Source organism: Pseudomonas sp. RIT-PI-o, from assembly GCF_001297215.1.
Taxonomy (GTDB): domain Bacteria; phylum Pseudomonadota; class Gammaproteobacteria; order Pseudomonadales; family Pseudomonadaceae; genus Aquipseudomonas; species Aquipseudomonas moraviensis_A.
In genome coordinates, this window is sequence record NZ_LHPA01000046.1 from 129,446 (window position 1) to 145,206 (window position 15,761).

Annotated in this window: 13 protein-coding genes and 1 riboswitch; of the genes, 8 read left to right on the top strand and 5 right to left on the bottom strand. The window is 61.2% G+C overall.

Features of this window, described 5'->3' with window-relative positions:
• Nucleotides 1-18: 18 nt before the first annotated feature.
• On the bottom strand, nt 19-2,016 hold the full coding sequence (tkt, locus tag AEQ63_RS25860) for a transketolase (RefSeq protein ID WP_064365347.1): 1,998 nt from the start codon (nt 2,014-2,016) through the stop codon (nt 19-21).
• A gap of 259 nt (nt 2,017-2,275) precedes the next feature.
• Here tkt and AEQ63_RS25865 point away from each other — a divergent pair, with 259 nt between their 5' ends.
• The 4 genes from AEQ63_RS25865 to AEQ63_RS25880 all read left to right on the top strand — a co-directional run bounded on the left by AEQ63_RS25865 (nt 2,276) and on the right by AEQ63_RS25880 (nt 6,870).
• On the top strand, nt 2,276-3,271 hold the full coding sequence (locus AEQ63_RS25865; protein ID WP_064365348.1) for an ArsR/SmtB family transcription factor: 996 nt from the start codon (nt 2,276-2,278) through the stop codon (nt 3,269-3,271).
• An 18-nt stretch (nt 3,272-3,289) separates the two neighbouring features.
• A complete protein-coding gene (gene metK / locus AEQ63_RS25870) occupies nt 3,290-4,480 on the top strand; it encodes a methionine adenosyltransferase (RefSeq protein WP_064365349.1) in 1,191 nt (396 codons plus the stop codon).
• 220 nt (nt 4,481-4,700) lie between these two features.
• Nucleotides 4,701-6,377, top strand: a complete 1,677-nt coding sequence (gene ligB / locus AEQ63_RS25875; protein WP_064365350.1) for an NAD-dependent DNA ligase LigB — start codon at nt 4,701-4,703, stop codon at nt 6,375-6,377.
• A gap of 97 nt (nt 6,378-6,474) precedes the next feature.
• Nucleotides 6,475-6,870, top strand: coding sequence for a DUF1090 domain-containing protein (locus AEQ63_RS25880; protein ID WP_064365351.1), 396 nt, complete (start codon nt 6,475-6,477; stop codon nt 6,868-6,870).
• Nucleotides 6,871-6,927: 57 nt separating this feature from the next.
• On the opposite strand, the gene AEQ63_RS25885 is transcribed toward AEQ63_RS25880, so the two are convergent.
• Complete coding sequence (locus AEQ63_RS25885; protein ID WP_042606600.1) at nt 6,928-7,377, bottom strand: c-type cytochrome; 450 nt, start codon at nt 7,375-7,377, stop codon at nt 6,928-6,930.
• A gap of 128 nt (nt 7,378-7,505) precedes the next feature.
• Between AEQ63_RS25885 and mltA the strand changes: the two genes are divergently transcribed.
• Nucleotides 7,506-8,690 carry a murein transglycosylase A gene (gene mltA / locus AEQ63_RS25890; protein WP_042606599.1) on the top strand — a complete coding sequence of 395 codons (1,185 nt, stop codon included), beginning with the start codon at nt 7,506-7,508 and terminating at the stop codon, nt 8,688-8,690.
• A 114-nt stretch (nt 8,691-8,804) separates the two neighbouring features.
• Here the strand turns inward: mltA and AEQ63_RS25895 are convergent, their stop codons facing one another.
• Nucleotides 8,805-9,188 carry an MAPEG family protein gene (locus AEQ63_RS25895; RefSeq protein ID WP_042606598.1) on the bottom strand — a complete coding sequence of 128 codons (384 nt, stop codon included), beginning with the start codon at nt 9,186-9,188 and terminating at the stop codon, nt 8,805-8,807.
• 349 nt (nt 9,189-9,537) lie between these two features.
• Here AEQ63_RS25895 and AEQ63_RS25900 point away from each other — a divergent pair, with 349 nt between their 5' ends.
• Nucleotides 9,538-10,707 carry an MFS transporter gene (locus tag AEQ63_RS25900; RefSeq protein WP_064365352.1) on the top strand — a complete coding sequence of 390 codons (1,170 nt, stop codon included), beginning with the start codon at nt 9,538-9,540 and terminating at the stop codon, nt 10,705-10,707.
• A gap of 295 nt (nt 10,708-11,002) precedes the next feature.
• Complete coding sequence (locus AEQ63_RS25905; RefSeq protein WP_064365353.1) at nt 11,003-12,268, top strand: cation:proton antiporter; 1,266 nt, start codon at nt 11,003-11,005, stop codon at nt 12,266-12,268.
• Here the strand turns inward: AEQ63_RS25905 and AEQ63_RS25910 are convergent, their stop codons facing one another.
• Together AEQ63_RS25910 and AEQ63_RS25915 are read right to left on the bottom strand one after the other, a co-directional pair.
• A complete protein-coding gene (locus AEQ63_RS25910) occupies nt 12,269-13,156 on the bottom strand; it encodes a formate/nitrite transporter family protein (protein WP_064365354.1) in 888 nt (295 codons plus the stop codon).
• Nucleotides 13,157-13,413: 257 nt separating this feature from the next.
• On the bottom strand, nt 13,414-13,818 hold the full coding sequence (locus AEQ63_RS25915) for an acyl-CoA thioesterase (RefSeq protein WP_016772772.1): 405 nt from the start codon (nt 13,816-13,818) through the stop codon (nt 13,414-13,416).
• A gap of 198 nt (nt 13,819-14,016) precedes the next feature.
• Nucleotides 14,017-14,115, top strand: a riboswitch (S-adenosyl-L-homocysteine riboswitch).
• 23 nt (nt 14,116-14,138) lie between these two features.
• Here AEQ63_RS25915 and ahcY point away from each other — a divergent pair.
• A complete protein-coding gene (ahcY, locus tag AEQ63_RS25920; protein ID WP_039757587.1) occupies nt 14,139-15,548 on the top strand; it encodes an adenosylhomocysteinase in 1,410 nt (469 codons plus the stop codon).
• Nucleotides 15,549-15,761 lie beyond the last annotated feature (213 nt).

Below are 15,761 nucleotides of genomic sequence, written 5' to 3' on the forward strand. Positions count from 1 at the left end.
CCACCGCATTCGTACTGCTTAGTCCTCCAGCAGCTCTTCAGCCTGACCCAGGATGTTTTCCAGGGTAAAGCCGAACTCTTCGAACAGTGCCGAAGCCGGCGCCGACTCACCGTAGGTGGTCATGCCGATCACGCGACCTTCCAGACCCACGTACTTGAACCAGAAGTCGGCGTGGGCCGCTTCGATGGCGATACGCGCGCTGACTTGCAGCGGCAGAACCGACTGCTTGTACTCCGCATCCTGTGCATCGAAAGCGCTGGTGCAAGGCATGGAAACCACGCGGACCTTGCGGCCCTGCTCGGTCAGTTTGTCGAAGGCCTGAACGGCCAGACCCACTTCCGAACCGGTGGCGATCAGGATCAGCTCAGGCTCGCCTGCGCAGTCCTTGAGCACATAACCACCACGGCTGATGTTGGCGATCTGGTCAGCATCGCGTTCCTGATGCTGCAGGTTCTGCCGCGAGAAGATCAGCGCCGACGGGCCGTCCTTGCGCTCCAGAGCGTTTTTCCAGGCCACCGCCGATTCCACGGCGTCGGCTGGACGCCAGGTGTCGAGGTTCGGCGTGCTGCGCAGGCTGGTCAGTTGCTCGATCGGCTGGTGGGTCGGGCCGTCTTCGCCCAGACCGATGGAGTCGTGGGTGTAGACGTGAATCACGCGCTTTTTCATCAATGCCGACATGCGTACGGCGTTGCGCGCGTATTCCATGAACATCAGGAAGGTCGCGCCGTAAGGCACCAGACCGCCGTGCAGGGTGACGCCGTTCATGATCGCGGTCATGCCGAATTCGCGCACGCCGTAGTACATGTAGTTGCCGCTGGCGTCTTCAGCGTTGACGCCCTTGCAGCCTTTCCACAGGGTCAGGTTGGAACCGGCGAGGTCAGCCGAGCCGCCAAGCAGTTCCGGCAGCAGCGGACCAAAGGCGTTCAGGGTGTTCTGGCTGGCTTTGCGGCTGGCGATGGTCTCGCCCTTGGCCGCGACTTCGGCGATATAGGCCGAGGCTTTTTCCGAGAAGTCGGCCGGCAGTTCGCCGCTCAGACGACGGATCAGCTCGTTGGCTTCAGTCGGGAACGCAGCGGAGTAGGCGGCGAAACGCTGATCCCACTCGGCTTCCACCGCGCGGCCAGCTTCCTTGGCGTCCCACTCGGCATAGATCTCGGCCGGGATTTCGAACGGGCCGTAGTTCCAGTTCAGCGCCTGACGGGTCAGGGCGATCTCCGCGTCACCCAGTGGGGCGCCGTGGCAATCTTCCTTGCCCTGCTTGTTCGGCGAACCGAAACCGATGGTGGTCTTGCAGCAGATCAGCGTCGGCTGCGCGCTCTTGCGTGCGGTTTCGATGGCGGTCTTGATCTCTTCCGGATCGTGGCCGTCGACGTTGCGAATCACCTGCCAGTTGTAGGCTTCGAAACGCTTCGGCGTGTCATCGGTGAACCAGCCTTCGACTTCGCCGTCGATGGAGATGCCGTTGTCATCGTAGAAGGCGATCAGCTTGCCCAGGCCCAGCGTGCCAGCTAGGGAAGCGACTTCGTGGGAAATGCCTTCCATCATGCAGCCATCACCGAGGAACACGTAGGTGTGGTGGTCAACGATGTTGTGGCCGGGGCGGTTGAACTGCGCGCCCATGACTTTCTCAGCCAAGGCGAAACCGACGGCGTTGGCCAGACCCTGACCCAGCGGGCCGGTGGTGGTTTCGACGCCCGGGGTGTAACCGAATTCCGGGTGGCCTGGAGTGCGGCTGTGCAGTTGACGGAATTGCTTGAGGTCGTCGATCGACAGGTCGTAACCGGTCAGGTGCAGCAGCGAGTAGATCAACATCGAGCCGTGGCCGTTGGACAGCACGAAGCGGTCACGGTCGGCGAAAGACGGGTTGCTCGGGTTGTGCTTGAGGTAGTCGCGCCACAGCACTTCGGCAATATCTGCCATACCCATAGGGGCACCGGGATGGCCGCTGTTGGCTTTTTGCACGGCATCCATGCTGAGGGCACGAATGGCGTTGGCACGCTCACGACGGCTAGGCATCGCTGATCTCCTGGGTGTGAATAGACTGAAACGGAAAAAAGGAGGGCATTTTCCCTCACCCATGCGCCTCGGGGCAATGACAGATAGTCATCGGCAGGCGTTTTTCCAATCGATAGCACAGGTTTCGCTTGGTGAAACCTTTCCGCTATTCGTTTGTAGAGACTGCCGTCCGCCGAGAAGTGCCATTTATCGAGCAATATCAAAACTTTTTGATATTGACCTTGCGGTGCCTTGCCCCCGTCTCTAGACTGCCAGCCCTATGAACTTACGCGTGCCTTCCATTCGCCATGACGATTGCGACGAGCTGGCGGCCCTGTGCAAGGCCGGCGGCGATCCGCTGCGGCTGAATGTCTTGCGCGCGCTGGCCAACGATTCGTTTGGCGTGCTTGAGCTGGCGCAGATTTTCGGCATCGGCCAGTCGGGCATGAGCCACCACCTCAAGGTGCTGGCGCAAGCCGATCTGGTGGCGACACGCCGTGAGGGCAACGCGATTTTCTATCGTCGCGCCCTGCCCCACAGCGAATTGCTCGGCGGCAAGCTGCACGCGGCGCTGTTAGAAGAAGTCGACAATCTGGATCTGCCTGACGAGGTGCAAGCGCGCATCGAACAGGTTCACGGCCAGCGTGCCGCTGCCAGTCAGGACTTCTTCGCCCGGGTGGCGGAAAAATTCCGTGCCCAGCAAGACTTGATCGCAGGCCTGCCGCAGTACCGTGACAGCGTGCTGGCCCTGCTCGACAAACTGAACTTCGATGGTGCAGCCACGGCCATTGAAGTCGGCCCCGGCGATGGTGCTTTTCTGCCGGAACTGGCCCGTCGCTTCGGCACCGTAACCGCGCTGGACAACAGCCCGGCGATGCTCGAACTGGCGCGTCAGGTGTGCGAACGTGAACAGCTGGCTAACGTCAGCCTGCAATTGGCCGATGCATTGAACGGCACGAGCCTTATGGCCGATTGCGTGGTGTTGAACATGGTCCTGCACCATTTCGCCGCCCCGGCCGATGCGCTCAGGCACATGGCTGACCTGCTGCAACCGGGCGGTAGCCTGCTCGTGACAGAGTTATGTAGCCACAACCAGAGTTGGGCCAGGGAGGCCTGCGGTGATCTCTGGTTGGGGTTTGAACAGGACGATCTGGCCCGTTGGGCCACCGCTGCGGGACTCGCTCCCGGGGAAAGCCTCTATGTAGGCTTACGTAATGGTTTCCAGATCCAGGTCCGCCACTTTCAGCGACCGGCTGGCGACACTCACCATCGGTAAATTCAGGAAAACATCGAGATGAGCGAATACTCCCTCTTCACCTCCGAGTCCGTGTCTGAAGGACATCCGGACAAAATCGCCGACCAGATTTCCGATGCGGTGCTGGACGCCATTATTGCCCAGGACAAACACGCTCGCGTGGCCGTGGAAACCCTGGTCAAGACCGGCGTGGCCATCGTTGCCGGTGAAGTGACCACCAGCGCCTGGGTCGACCTGGAGCAGATCGTTCGTGACGTGATTTGCGACATCGGCTACACCAGCTCCGAAGTCGGCTTCGACGGCGCGACCTGCGGCGTGATGAACATCATCGGCAAGCAGTCCCCCGACATCAACCAGGGTGTTGACCGCGCCAAGCCTGAAGATCAGGGCGCCGGCGACCAGGGCCTGATGTTCGGCTACGCCAGCAACGAAACCGACGTTTTGATGCCAGCGCCGATCACTTTCTCGCACCAGTTGGTGCAGCGTCAGGCCGAAGCGCGCAAATCGGGCCTGCTGCCCTGGCTGCGTCCGGACGCCAAGTCGCAAGTGACCTGCCGTTACGAAGGCGGCAAGGTTGTCGGCATCGACGCCGTTGTCCTGTCGACCCAGCACAACCCGGAAGTGTCTTACAAAGACCTGCGCGAAGGCGTGATGGAGCTGATCGTCAAGCACGTGCTGCCTGCCGAACTGCTGAGCAAGGACACCCAGTTCCACATCAACCCGACCGGCCAGTTCATCATTGGCGGCCCGGTAGGTGACTGCGGTCTGACCGGTCGCAAGATCATCGTCGACAGCTACGGCGGCATGGCCCGTCACGGCGGCGGCGCGTTCTCCGGCAAGGATCCATCGAAGGTTGACCGTTCGGCTGCCTACGCTGGCCGTTACGTGGCCAAGAACATCGTTGCGGCCGGTCTGGCCGAGCGTTGCGAGATCCAGGTGTCCTACGCGATCGGTGTGGCCCAGCCTACGTCGATATCGCTGAACACCTTCGGCACCGGCAAGGTCAGCGATGACAAGATCATCAAACTGGTGCGTGAAGTGTTCGACCTGCGTCCATACGCGATCACCACCATGCTCGACCTGCTGCACCCGATGTACCAGGAAACCGCAGCCTACGGCCACTTCGGTCGTGCTCCGCAGACTAAGACCGTTGGCGAAGACAGCTTCACCACGTTCACCTGGGAAAAAACCGACCGCGCCGACGCCCTGCGTTCTGCCGCTGGCCTGTAAGACCCTGGCTGCATGAAAGCCCCGCACGGTTCGCGCCGTGCGGGGCTTTTTCATGCCTGACGGATTTTTGAGATCTCTGTGGGAGCGAGCCTGCTCGCGAAAGGGCCCTACCCGACGCCACCACGCTCCAGCCCGGAAACAGTTCGCAAAAAAGCCGCGCAACGATCTTCAGATCCTCACCTACCCTTCAAGCATCACCCCCGAGCAAGGACGCTCAACGATGCTTTTCACACTGCGCCTGTTGCTGGCATTCCTGCTGGCACTCATCACCCTCGTCAGCCAAGCCAACTGCCCCGACTGGCCCTTACCCCAAGCCCAACGCGAAATCACTACCCTGCAAAACCGGATCGACCAATGGGACGACGCCTATCACCGCGAAGGCCGTTCATTGATCACCGACGAACTCTATGACCAGTCCCTGCTGCGGCTGAATGAATGGCAAGCCTGCTTCAACCAACCCGCATCACCGCAGCCGTTGCGCACAGCGGCCGGCACGGTCACTCATCCCATCACCCACACCGGCCTGGACAAGCTGCACAAAGCTGCAGACGTCGCCAACTGGCTGCGCGATCGCCAGAACGTCTGGGTGCAGCCCAAGGTCGATGGAGTGGCCGTCACGCTGATCTACCGTCAGGGGATATTGCAGCAGGCCATCAGCCGAGGTGACGGTGTCAGCGGTCAGGACTGGACAATTTCCGCGCGTAGAATCGCTGCCATTCCGCAACGCCTGAACCAGCCACGGGATCTGCTGGTGCAGGGCGAACTCTACTGGCGGCTGCAGGCGCACGTGCAAGCGCGATCCGGCAGCGTCAATGCCCGCGCCACCGTGGCCGGCCTTATGGGACGCAAATCCCTCGATGCCGAACAGGCCGCCGGGATCGGGCTGTTCGTTTGGGACTGGCCGCAAGGCCCTGTGCGGCTGCCAGAGAGATTGTCCGGACTTCAGGCATTGGGGTTCGCCACAACCGAGCCCTACACACAGCCGATCACCCGATTCGAAGACGCGCAAAAATGGCGCGAGCACTGGTATCGCTCGCCGCTGCCCTTTGCCAGCGATGGCGTAGTGCTGCGCCAGAGTCAACGGCCACCCGCCGAACGCTGGCAGGCCAAGGCACCTTACTGGGCGGTGGCCTGGAAATACCCATTCGCCCAGGCATTGGCGGAAGTGCGCAAGGTGAATTTCAAGATCGGCCGCACCGGGCGCATCACCCCAGTGCTGGAACTGCTGCCGGTGAGACTCGATGACCGCGAGATCAAACGGGTCAGCGTCAGCTCGCTCAAGCGCTGGCAAACCCTCGACATTCGCCCCGGCGACCAGGTGGCTCTCAGTCTGGCCGGGCTGACCATTCCACGCCTGGACAGTGTCGTGTTACGTACCAGCGAACGGCCAGACATCGACATCCCCAACGCCAGCGACTACCACGCCCTGAGCTGCTGGCAACCGACGCCCGGCTGTGAAAGCCAGTTTCTCGCGCGGCTGACCTGGCTGAGCGGCAAGCAGGGCCTGGCCATGCAACATGTCGGGCGTGGCACCTGGGAGAAACTTTTGGAAACAGGCCGTCTGAAACACCTGCTGGATTGGCTGACCCTCGATGCCTCAGAGCTTGCTAACATTGCCGGCCTCGGCGAGCGCAGCAGCGCACGTCTGATCGAAAGTTTTCGGGGCGCGCGGCAACAGCCGTTCGCTCATTGGTTGAAAGCCCTGGGCATGCCGCCGACCGGACAGGCACAACTGGCTGATTCGTGGCAGGCCCTGGCACAACGCGACACTGAACAATGGCAGGCAGAAGCCGGCATCGGCCCGGGTCGCGCGGCGCAACTGAGCGCATTCTTTCGCGACCCGCAGGTAATGGCTTTGAGCGACACCTTGAAAGCCGCCGGAATCGACGGCTTCTGAACATGCAATCCCCGCCAGGCGGGAACCCAATGGCCGGCCAGACGCTCCAACAGCGCAGTGCCCTCCTACCCCGATTGCCTTTGCACATGGAGCTTTTATGAAATTTCTCGCACCGCTCGCCCTGCTTACTCTTTGCGGCGTCATGGCCGCCCCGGTCATGGCCGAAGAAGACGGCCCGGGCCTGACCGGCTGCGCTGCCAAGAAGCAGGGCATCATCAATCAGATCGAACAGGCCAAATCCCGCGGCAACATGGAGCAGCAGGAAGGTCTGGAAACCGCACTGCGCAAAGTGACCGAACACTGCACCGACGCCGGCCTGAAGAAAGAGCGCGAGAACAAGGTGCTTGACGCCCAGCATGAGGTGCGTGAGCGTCAGGCGGACCTCGACAAGGCCATGAAAAAAGGCGATCCGGAGAAGATCAACAAGCGCAAGGAGAAGCTCGCCGAATCGCGCAAGGAACTGCAGGAAGCGCTGGACGAGATCGACAAGTAATCTGCCGATTCCCTGTGGCGAGGGAGCTTGCCACAAGGTACTCAGCAGGTTCAGGAATCAATGATCCCGAAACTCTTTATGGCAAGCACTGCAGGCATCCTCGACTTTCTGCACTGCCGGTCCGAGATTGCTGGCCTTGTAGGGCTGAACCTGGCTGGCGGCTACCAGTTCGCCGGTAGCCGCTTCAAGAGCGCGGGCCAGCTCCTGGAAACGTGCCTGTTTCTGCCAGACATCGTCCTTGGCGCTGGTGTGATCTTCTTCGCGCACCTGCGGAAAATGCTTCCACGGCTCATGGGACAACGCATCGAGTCTGACCGCGCCCTCGGCAAATTTCGGCCCGTCGAACGCAATGCGCCCACGCAACATGCCGCCGAGGTCTTCGCTGGTCTTGAGCATCTGTTTGAAGATGGCCTTGCGCTGGCCCAGCGGCGAATTCGGGTCGACGCCGCCACAGGCGGACAAGCTCAGACAGGCCAGCAATACAACAGCAATTCGTTTCAGAGTCATGGTGGCTTCAGGTCGCGGAAATCGGCGGCCAGTATCGTCGGCTCACCGCCAAACACCAATAGCCCTATTAAAAATACGGGTTGTTCGAGCGCATGGAGCACTCGGCCAACCGGCACAGGAATCACTCCATGAACAGCCGCTTCACGGCCTGGCGTCACCCGCTTCTCGTCACCCTGCCAATCCTGGCCGCCCTCGCCGGCTGCACCGGCGGTGACAACGCCGAACCGAAAACCCACGCGCTGGCCACCTATTCCAGCGCAACCTGGGAAGCCTTGCCAGCAGTCTCCGACAGCGATCTGGTCGCCGGTTTCGGCTCGTGGCGCAGCGCCTGCACACGACTCAAAGCCGACGCAGTCTGGGGCCCGACCTGCGCTGCAGCGGCGAATGTGCCGCAAAGTGCTGATGCAATTCGCGCATTCCTCAAGCAGAACCTCGATGTCTACGGCCTGCGCGCCGAGCACGACAACCCCAACGGCCTGATCACTGGCTACTACGAACCGGTGTACCCCGGCAGCCTGACCCCAACCGCAACGGCCAACGTGCCGGTGTATGGCGTGCCAGAAGACATGATCATTGTCTCGCTCGACAGCATCTATCCGGAATTGAAAGGCAAGCGCCTGCGCGGCCGCCTCGAAGGTCGCGTGCTCAAGCCTTACGATGACGCAGCAACCATCGAATCCAAAGGCGTTAAAGCCCCGGTAGTCGCCTACCTGACGGATCCGATGAACCTGCAATTTCTGCAGATTCAGGGGTCGGGCCGGATTCAGACCGAAGACGGCAAACAGTTGCGCATTGCCTACGCCGATCAGAACGGCCACCCGTACCGGCCGATCGGTCGCTGGCTGGTCGAGCAAGGCGAGCTGAAGAAAGAAGAGGTGACCATGAGCGCGATCAGCAATTGGGCCAAGGCCAACCCGACGCGCATTCCGGAACTGCTCGCCAGCAACCCGAGCTACGTGTTCTTCACCCGCAACCCGGACAGCAACGAAGGCCCGCGCGGCTCGCTGAACGTGCCGCTGACCGCCGGCTACAGCGCGGCGGTGGATCGCAAGGTGATTCCGTTGGGCAGTCTGTTATGGCTGTCCACCACCAAACCGGATGGCACACCGTTGGTGCGCCCGGTCGCGGCGCAGGATACCGGCGGCGCGATTGCTGGTGAGGTGCGTGCGGATCTGTTCTGGGGCACTGGCGATGCGGCCGGGCAACTGGCCGGGGACATGAAGCAGCAAGGGCAGATCTGGATGCTCTGGCCCAAAGGAAAAGAGTTACCGCAAGTGCCGCAGGTGGCGGATACACCGAAGCAAAAGTCTTAGGTTCTTCGTGGTCTGATCGGTCGCCTTCGCGAGCAGCCTCGCTCCCACATCTGGAATGCATTTCCATGTGGGAGCGAGCCTGCTCGCGAAGAGGCCGGCAGTAACACCCGATAATCAGATGGACACAAAGAAGAACGAAGCAATCAACGCCATCCCGATAAACCACACCACCGAACGCAGTGCGGCCCAGTCGGCCAGATAGCAAATGATGTACAGCAGGCGACTGGTGATAAACAACACGGCCAGCACATTGACCGTCACCAGCTCCGCAGTGCCGACCAGATGGGCAACGATCACCGCGGCGGCAAAGGCTGGCGTCACTTCAAAGCTGTTCAACTGCGCGGCATGGGCGCGACGGGCGACGCCGTCGACACTGTCGAGAAAATCCCGTGGATCGTAATTGTCCTTCAAGCGGAAACCGCCGGTTGCCTTCGCCACGACCGTGCACAGGTACGGCAGAAAAATCGCGATCAACACACACCAAAGAGCCACCGTCATAACGTCGTCCTTTTTTCGATTCGAGTAATGGGCGAGCGGTCAGAACTTCATCACCCAGCATGCCGATCAGCACCTGCCCACAGGCTAAGAGCCGTGGCCGGCCGAAAGGTTCTTTCAGGCAGATATTTCACGGCACCGCTTACGGTGAATATGCGATTGCAGAACCGACTGGTCAGAATTGATTCGCCATGTGTCAGCAGCTGTTTATACTGCACCCCACCACGCCGTACTCAGCTGCACACCCAAAAATTCCAATAAAAGCTGCCTGCTCCGCTTCCCTTTGCGAAAACGGTCGCTGGCACGCGTATGCCTGATCAAAGCGTCAAGACTACTGACAGAGACCTTGCGCATGCCCCTCGCTTTGCTTGCACTCGCCGTTGCCGCATTCGGCATCGGCACCACCGAATTCGTCATCATGGGCCTGCTGCCCGATGTCGCCCGCGACCTTGCGGTGAGCATTCCTCACGCCGGCCTGCTGATCACCGGTTACGCCCTGGGCGTGGTGTTCGGCGCGCCGATCCTGGCGATCGGCACCGCCAACATGCCGCGCAAAGCGACCCTGCTGGGCATGACGCTGATGTTCATTCTCGGCAACGTGCTCTGCGCGCTCGCGCCGAACTACGCAACACTGATGGCGGCACGCGTGGTCACGGCGCTGTGTCATGGCGCGTTTTTCGGCATTGGCTCGGTGGTCGCCGCCGGACTGGTTGCGCCGAACAAACGCGCACAGGCCATTGCGATGATGTTCACCGGCCTGACCCTGGCCAACGTCCTCGGCGTGCCCTTGGGCACAGCGCTGGGCCAATACGCTGGCTGGCGCTCGACCTTCTGGGCGGTGTCGGTGATCGGCATTGTCGCAGCGCTGGCGCAATGCTTGTGGTTGCCCAAACACATCGCGATGGACAAGGCCAACCTCGCCAGCGAATTCAAAGTACTGGGCAAGGCCAACGTGCTGCTGGCGCTGGGCATGAGCGTGCTGGCGTCGACCAGCCTGTTCAGCGTATTCACCTATATCGCACCGATTCTGCAAGACATCACTGGCGTCAGCCCCCACGGCGTGACAGTGATGCTGCTGTTGTTTGGCGTCGGTCTGACAGCGGGCAGCATGCTCGGCGGGCGTCTGGCCGACAGCCGTCTGTTGCCGTCACTGGTCGGCGTGGCACTGGCGGTCGTGGTGATTCTCGCGGCGTTCAGCCAGACCAGCCGTTCGGTTATTCCGGCGGCAATCACGCTGGTGCTGTGGGGAATTTTCGCCTTCGCACTGTGCCCGATTCTGCAACTGCTGATCATCGATCAGGCGCATGAAGCGCCGAATCTCGGTTCGACGCTGAACCAGAGCGCGTTCAACCTCGGCAACGCTGCGGGCGCCTGGATCGGCGGACTGGTGGTCGCCAGCGGCGCGGATCTGGCGGACTTGCCGTGGACCGGGGCACTGGTCGGCGTGCTGACGGTGCTGACCGCGCTGCTGTTCATTTACCTGCAACGCCGGCGGGCCAGTGCGGTCAATGTGTCTGGCTGATTGTGGTGTGCCAGATGCAGCCCTCACCCTAGCCCTCTCCCAGTGGGAGAGGGGACTGATTGGGGGATGCTTAAGAGCTACGCCGACCTGACCGTGCTTCGCTCATTCCATAATCGACCCGATCGTTCAGGTCGATGCACCTCACCCCAGCCCTCTCCCTCTGGGAGAGGGCTGGGGTGAGGGCTGTTGAATTTGACTCCGGATTCGGATGTGCCCTCAGCCACACCCGCCCCATCAAACCCCTGCGTCCAACCTCCGGTCGCGCTCCATTCACCCTTCATCCAAAGGACCCCGGATGCTTGAACTTGTCGCCGCTTTCATCTGCCTCACCACCCTCCTGACCTTCGTCAATTTCCGCTTCATCGGCCTGCCGCCGACCATCGGCGTGATGGTTACCGCCCTGCTGTTCTCACTGCTCCTGCAAGGCCTCAGCGTGCTCGGTTTTCCGGGGCTCGAAGACCGTGTGCAGCAACTGATCGGCCAGATCGACTTCGGCGATCTGCTGATGAACTGGATGCTGTCGTTCCTGCTGTTCGCCGGCGCCCTGCACGTCAACCTGAATGACTTGCGCAGCTACCGCTGGCCGATCGGCCTGCTGGCTACCTTCGGCGTATTGATCGCCACAGTGGTGATCGGCAGTCTGGCCTTCTACATCTTTGCCCTGTTCGGCTGGCACGTGAGTTTCCTCTACTGCCTGTTGTTCGGCGCCCTGATCTCACCGACCGACCCGATTGCGGTACTCGGCGTATTGCGTACCGCCAATGCTTCAAAACCACTGAAAACCACCATCGTCGGCGAATCGCTGTTCAACGACGGCACGGCGGTCGTGGTCTTCACCGTGCTGCTGGGCATCGCGCAACTGGGCGAAACCCCGACCGTCAGCGCCACGGCCATGCTCTTCGTCCATGAGGCGATTGGCGGTGTGTTGTTCGGTGGGCTGATCGGCTATCTGGTCTATCGGATGATCAAAAGCGTCGAGCAGCATCAGATTACCGTGATGCTGACCCTGGCCCTGGTGATCGGCGGTTCGGCGATGGCCACCGAACTGCACGTCTCCGCGCCGATCGCGATGGTGGTTGCCGGGCTGATCATCGGCAACCTGGGGCGGAACCTGGCGATGAACGACATGACCCGGCGCTACCTCGACGGTTTCTGGGAGTTGCTCGATGACATGCTCAACGCGCTGCTGTTTGCGCTGATCGGCATGGAGTTGTTGCTGCTGCCGTTCAACTGGCTGCACATGGCCGCCGCAGGTTTGCTGGCGGTGGCGATTCTGCTGTCGCGCCTGCTCACCGTGGCGCCGGCGATTCTACTGTTGCGCCGCTGGCGCTCAGTGCCCGCCGGCACCATCCGCATCCTGACCTGGGGCGGTTTGCGCGGCGGTGTTTCGGTGGCACTGGCGCTGGCCCTGCCGCTGGGCCCGGAGCGCGATCTGCTGCTGAGCATCACCTACATCGTCGTGCTGTCGTCGATCCTGTTGCAGGGCCTGACCATCGGCAAACTGGTCAAACACGCGACACGCAACGAGCCGACCAGCGTTCCTGAGCCAGCCCACCATTGATCATTTCTTGATCGACTGCGGATCCGGCTCTACAGCCTGGTCCGCAGACTCCTTCGGCGCCCCACTTTCGCTGCGAATCTGCGCATGCCTGATCAGCGCGAAGATGAAACTGCCGCCAATGATATTTCCCGCCAGCGTCGGCGCGGCGAACACCGCCCAGAAGTCACTCCACGGCAACTCGCCGGCAAACACCAGATACGATACTTCCGCCGAGCCGACGACGATGTGGGTGAAGTCGCCCAATGCCATGAAGTAGGTGATGAGGATGATGATCCACATCTTCGCGCTCTCCATGGACGGAATCATCCAGACCATGGTGGCGATCATCCAGCCGGAGACGATGCCCTTGGCGAACATCTGACTGGCGCTGTGCTCCATGACCTTGCGGCCGATCTCGAGGAAGGCGACGTCGGTCTTGCTGTCGAAGATCGGCAGTTCCAGCATCACGTACGCAACCAGAATCGTCCCGCAGAGGTTCCCGACCAACACCACGCTCCACAGGCGGATCAGCCGGGCGAAATTCAGCAGCGTCGGCTTGGTCATCACCGGCAGCACGGCGGTCAGGGTGTTTTCGGTGAACAGCTGTTGGCGCGCAAGGATGACTGCGAGGAAACCCGCGCAGTAACCGAAGCTGGCGATCACCTTGAATTCGTCGCCCTCGGGCAGACGCGAATTGAGCAATCCCATGCCCATCAACGACAGGCCCATGGTCAGGCCGGCGGCCAGCGCCGACCACCAGAGCGCGGCAATGCTGCGTTCCAGTTCCTGGTCGCCCTGGGTGCGGATGATTTCATGCAGAACGGCCGCGCGCGGCGGCTGGCTCTTCTCGACTTCGTGCTGCTCCTTGGCCGAGAGGTCGGGGGTCTTGTCGCTGGTGGGGGTGGTCATGGCGTGGCAACCGGTGGGGGGCGATGTAGCTACGACCGTTGCGCTTGGGAATACGTTCTGTAGGCGCGGCGCAAATCTCTGGATGCACGCAAATCCAGGGTAGGAGCTGCCGAAGGCTGCGATCTTTTGATCTTGATTTTTGAAGATCAAGATCAAGATCAAGATCAAGATCAAAAGATCGCAGCCTTCGGCAGCTCCTACAGGCACAGGTGATTCCTGTGGGAGCGAGCCTGCTCGCGAAGAATGCGCCGCCGATCTTATTGAACGGCTTCGTCATCCTTGAACTGGTCTTTCACATATTTGATCTCGGTGCGCCCGTGCGGCGCCGGCAGGCCGTCTTCGCCGAGGTTGACGAACACCATCTTCTCGACGGTCAGAATGCTCTTGCGGGTGATCTTGTTGCGCACTTCGCAGGTCAGGGTGATCGAGGTGCGACCGAATTCGGTGGCGGTGATGCCCAGTTCGATGATGTCGCCCTGGCGCGAGGCGCTGACGAAGTTGATTTCCGAGATGTACTTGGTCACTACACGCTGATTGCCCAATTGCACGATGGCGTAGATCGCCGCTTCTTCATCGATCCAGCGCAGGAGGCTGCCGCCGAACAGGGTGCCGTTGGGGTTGAGGTCTTCGGGTTTTACCCATTTGCGGGTGTGGAAATTCATGTTCACTCCTGAGCGCGTGCCGAAAGATGTGCCCATCTTGGCAGACTGATCGGTCAGGCTCCAGGCAGCTGCGACTATGGTCGCCATTGGCGATCTTCATCTGGCCGACAGAAACCCTTTGGAAGATCAGCCCGGACGGCTATAATCGCCCCCGTTTCAAAAAACGGTAACGTTCACTGACTACCGTTTTCCCGCCACCTGTCCGAGGGGCGCTGCAGCAGGTTCGACCTGTCAGGCTCGGATGGGGCGTTGACCGGCTCTCGCCGGACACTAAACGCACAACGGCGCCCATTCGCATACATTACGAATGGAGGCTCTTCATGAGCGCTGTCAACACGCCTGCCGATTTTACCGATTACAAAGTTGCCGATATGTCCCTGGCTGCCTGGGGCCGTCGCGAAACCATCATCGCCGAATCGGAAATGCCTGCCCTGATGGGTCTGCGCCGCAAGTACGCCTCGGAGCAGCCGCTCAAGGGCGCGAAAATCCTCGGCTGCATCCACATGACCATTCAGACTGCCGTGCTGATCGAAACCCTGGTTGCTCTGGGTGCCGAAGTACGCTGGTCGTCCTGCAACATTTTCTCCACTCAGGATCAGGCCGCTGCCGCTATCGCTGCCGCCGGTATCCCGGTGTTCGCCTGGAAAGGCGAGACTGAAGAAGAGTACGAGTGGTGCCTGGAGCAGACCATCCTGAAGGATGGCCAGCCATGGGACGCCAACATGATCCTCGACGACGGCGGCGACCTGACCGAGCTGCTGCACAAGAAATATCCGCAAGTGCTCGATCGCGTTCACGGCGTGACCGAAGAAACCACCACTGGCGTGCACCGTCTGCTGGACATGCTGGCCAAGGGCGAGCTGAAGATCCCGGCCATCAACGTCAACGACTCGGTGACCAAGTCCAAGAACGACAACAAGTACGGCTGCCGTCACAGCCTGAACGATGCGATCAAGCGCGGCACCGACCACCTGCTGTCCGGCAAGCAAGCGCTGGTCATCGGTTACGGTGACGTGGGCAAGGGCTCGGCTCAGTCCCTGCGTCAGGAAGGCATGATCGTCAAGGTGTCGGAAGTCGACCCGATCTGCGCCATGCAAGCCTGCATGGACGGTTTCGAACTGGTGTCGCCGTTCATCGACGGTATCAACGACGGTTCCGAAGCGAGCATCGACAAAGCGCTGCTGGGCAAGATCGACCTGATCGTGACCACCACCGGTAACGTCAATGTCTGCGACGCGAACATGCTCAAAGCCCTGAAAAAGCGCGCCGTGGTCTGCAACATCGGTCACTTCGACAATGAAATCGACACCGCTTTCATGCGCAAGAACTGGGCATGGGAAGAAGTGAAGCCACAGGTGCACAAGGTTCACCGCACCGGTGCCGGCAGCTTCGACCCACAGAACGATGACTACCTGATCCTGCTGGCCGAAGGCCGTCTGGTGAACCTGGGTAACGCCACCGGTCACCCGAGCCGCATCATGGATGGTTCGTTCGCCAACCAGGTACTGGCACAGATCTTCCTGTTCGGCCAGAAATACGCCGACCTGTCGCCAGCGCAGAAAGCCGAGCGTCTGACCGTTGAAGTCCTGCCGAAGAAACTCGACGAAGAAGTGGCCCTGGAAATGGTTCGCGGCTTCGGCGGCGTGGTCACCCAACTGACCAAGCAACAGGCTGACTACATCGGCGTCACCGTCGAAGGCCCGTTCAAGCCGCACGCTTACCGCTACTAAGTAACCGGCTGCTTTATTTGTCGGAATGGCTTGTTGTGGCGAGGGAGCTTGCTCCCGCTGGGCTGCGCAGCGGCCCCCCCCCGTTGGGTGGGGGGGGCGCTCCCGCCGGCGGGGGCGGCCCCCCCACCCCCAGCGTGGGTTCGCTCCAAGGGAGAAACCCAACACCTTCTTTCGTCCGCAGGGCGGTACCACGTGCACACACCACCCTTCCTC

Excerpts from the sequence above, each read along its gene's own strand:
- AEQ63_RS25880 (WP_064365351.1), top strand. The coding sequence starts at position 6,475 with ATGAAATTTCTCGCACCGCTCGCCCTGCTTACTCTTTGCGGCGTCATG.
- metK (WP_064365349.1), top strand. The coding sequence starts at position 3,290 with ATGAGCGAATACTCCCTCTTCACCTCCGAGTCCGTGTCTGAAGGACAT.
- AEQ63_RS25895 (WP_042606598.1), bottom strand. The coding sequence starts at position 9,188 with ATGACGGTGGCTCTTTGGTGTGTGTTGATCGCGATTTTTCTGCCGTAC.
- ahcY (WP_039757587.1), top strand. The coding sequence starts at position 14,139 with ATGAGCGCTGTCAACACGCCTGCCGATTTTACCGATTACAAAGTTGCC.
- AEQ63_RS25900 (WP_064365352.1), top strand. The coding sequence starts at position 9,538 with ATGCCCCTCGCTTTGCTTGCACTCGCCGTTGCCGCATTCGGCATCGGC.
- AEQ63_RS25915 (WP_016772772.1), bottom strand. The coding sequence starts at position 13,818 with ATGAATTTCCACACCCGCAAATGGGTAAAACCCGAAGACCTCAACCCC.
- tkt (WP_064365347.1), bottom strand. The coding sequence starts at position 2,016 with ATGCCTAGCCGTCGTGAGCGTGCCAACGCCATTCGTGCCCTCAGCATG.
- AEQ63_RS25885 (WP_042606600.1), bottom strand. The coding sequence starts at position 7,377 with ATGACTCTGAAACGAATTGCTGTTGTATTGCTGGCCTGTCTGAGCTTG.
- ligB (WP_064365350.1), top strand. The coding sequence starts at position 4,701 with ATGCTTTTCACACTGCGCCTGTTGCTGGCATTCCTGCTGGCACTCATC.
- AEQ63_RS25910 (WP_064365354.1), bottom strand. The coding sequence starts at position 13,156 with ATGACCACCCCCACCAGCGACAAGACCCCCGACCTCTCGGCCAAGGAG.
- mltA (WP_042606599.1), top strand. The coding sequence starts at position 7,506 with ATGAACAGCCGCTTCACGGCCTGGCGTCACCCGCTTCTCGTCACCCTG.
- AEQ63_RS25905 (WP_064365353.1), top strand. The coding sequence starts at position 11,003 with ATGCTTGAACTTGTCGCCGCTTTCATCTGCCTCACCACCCTCCTGACC.
- AEQ63_RS25865 (WP_064365348.1), top strand. The coding sequence starts at position 2,276 with ATGAACTTACGCGTGCCTTCCATTCGCCATGACGATTGCGACGAGCTG.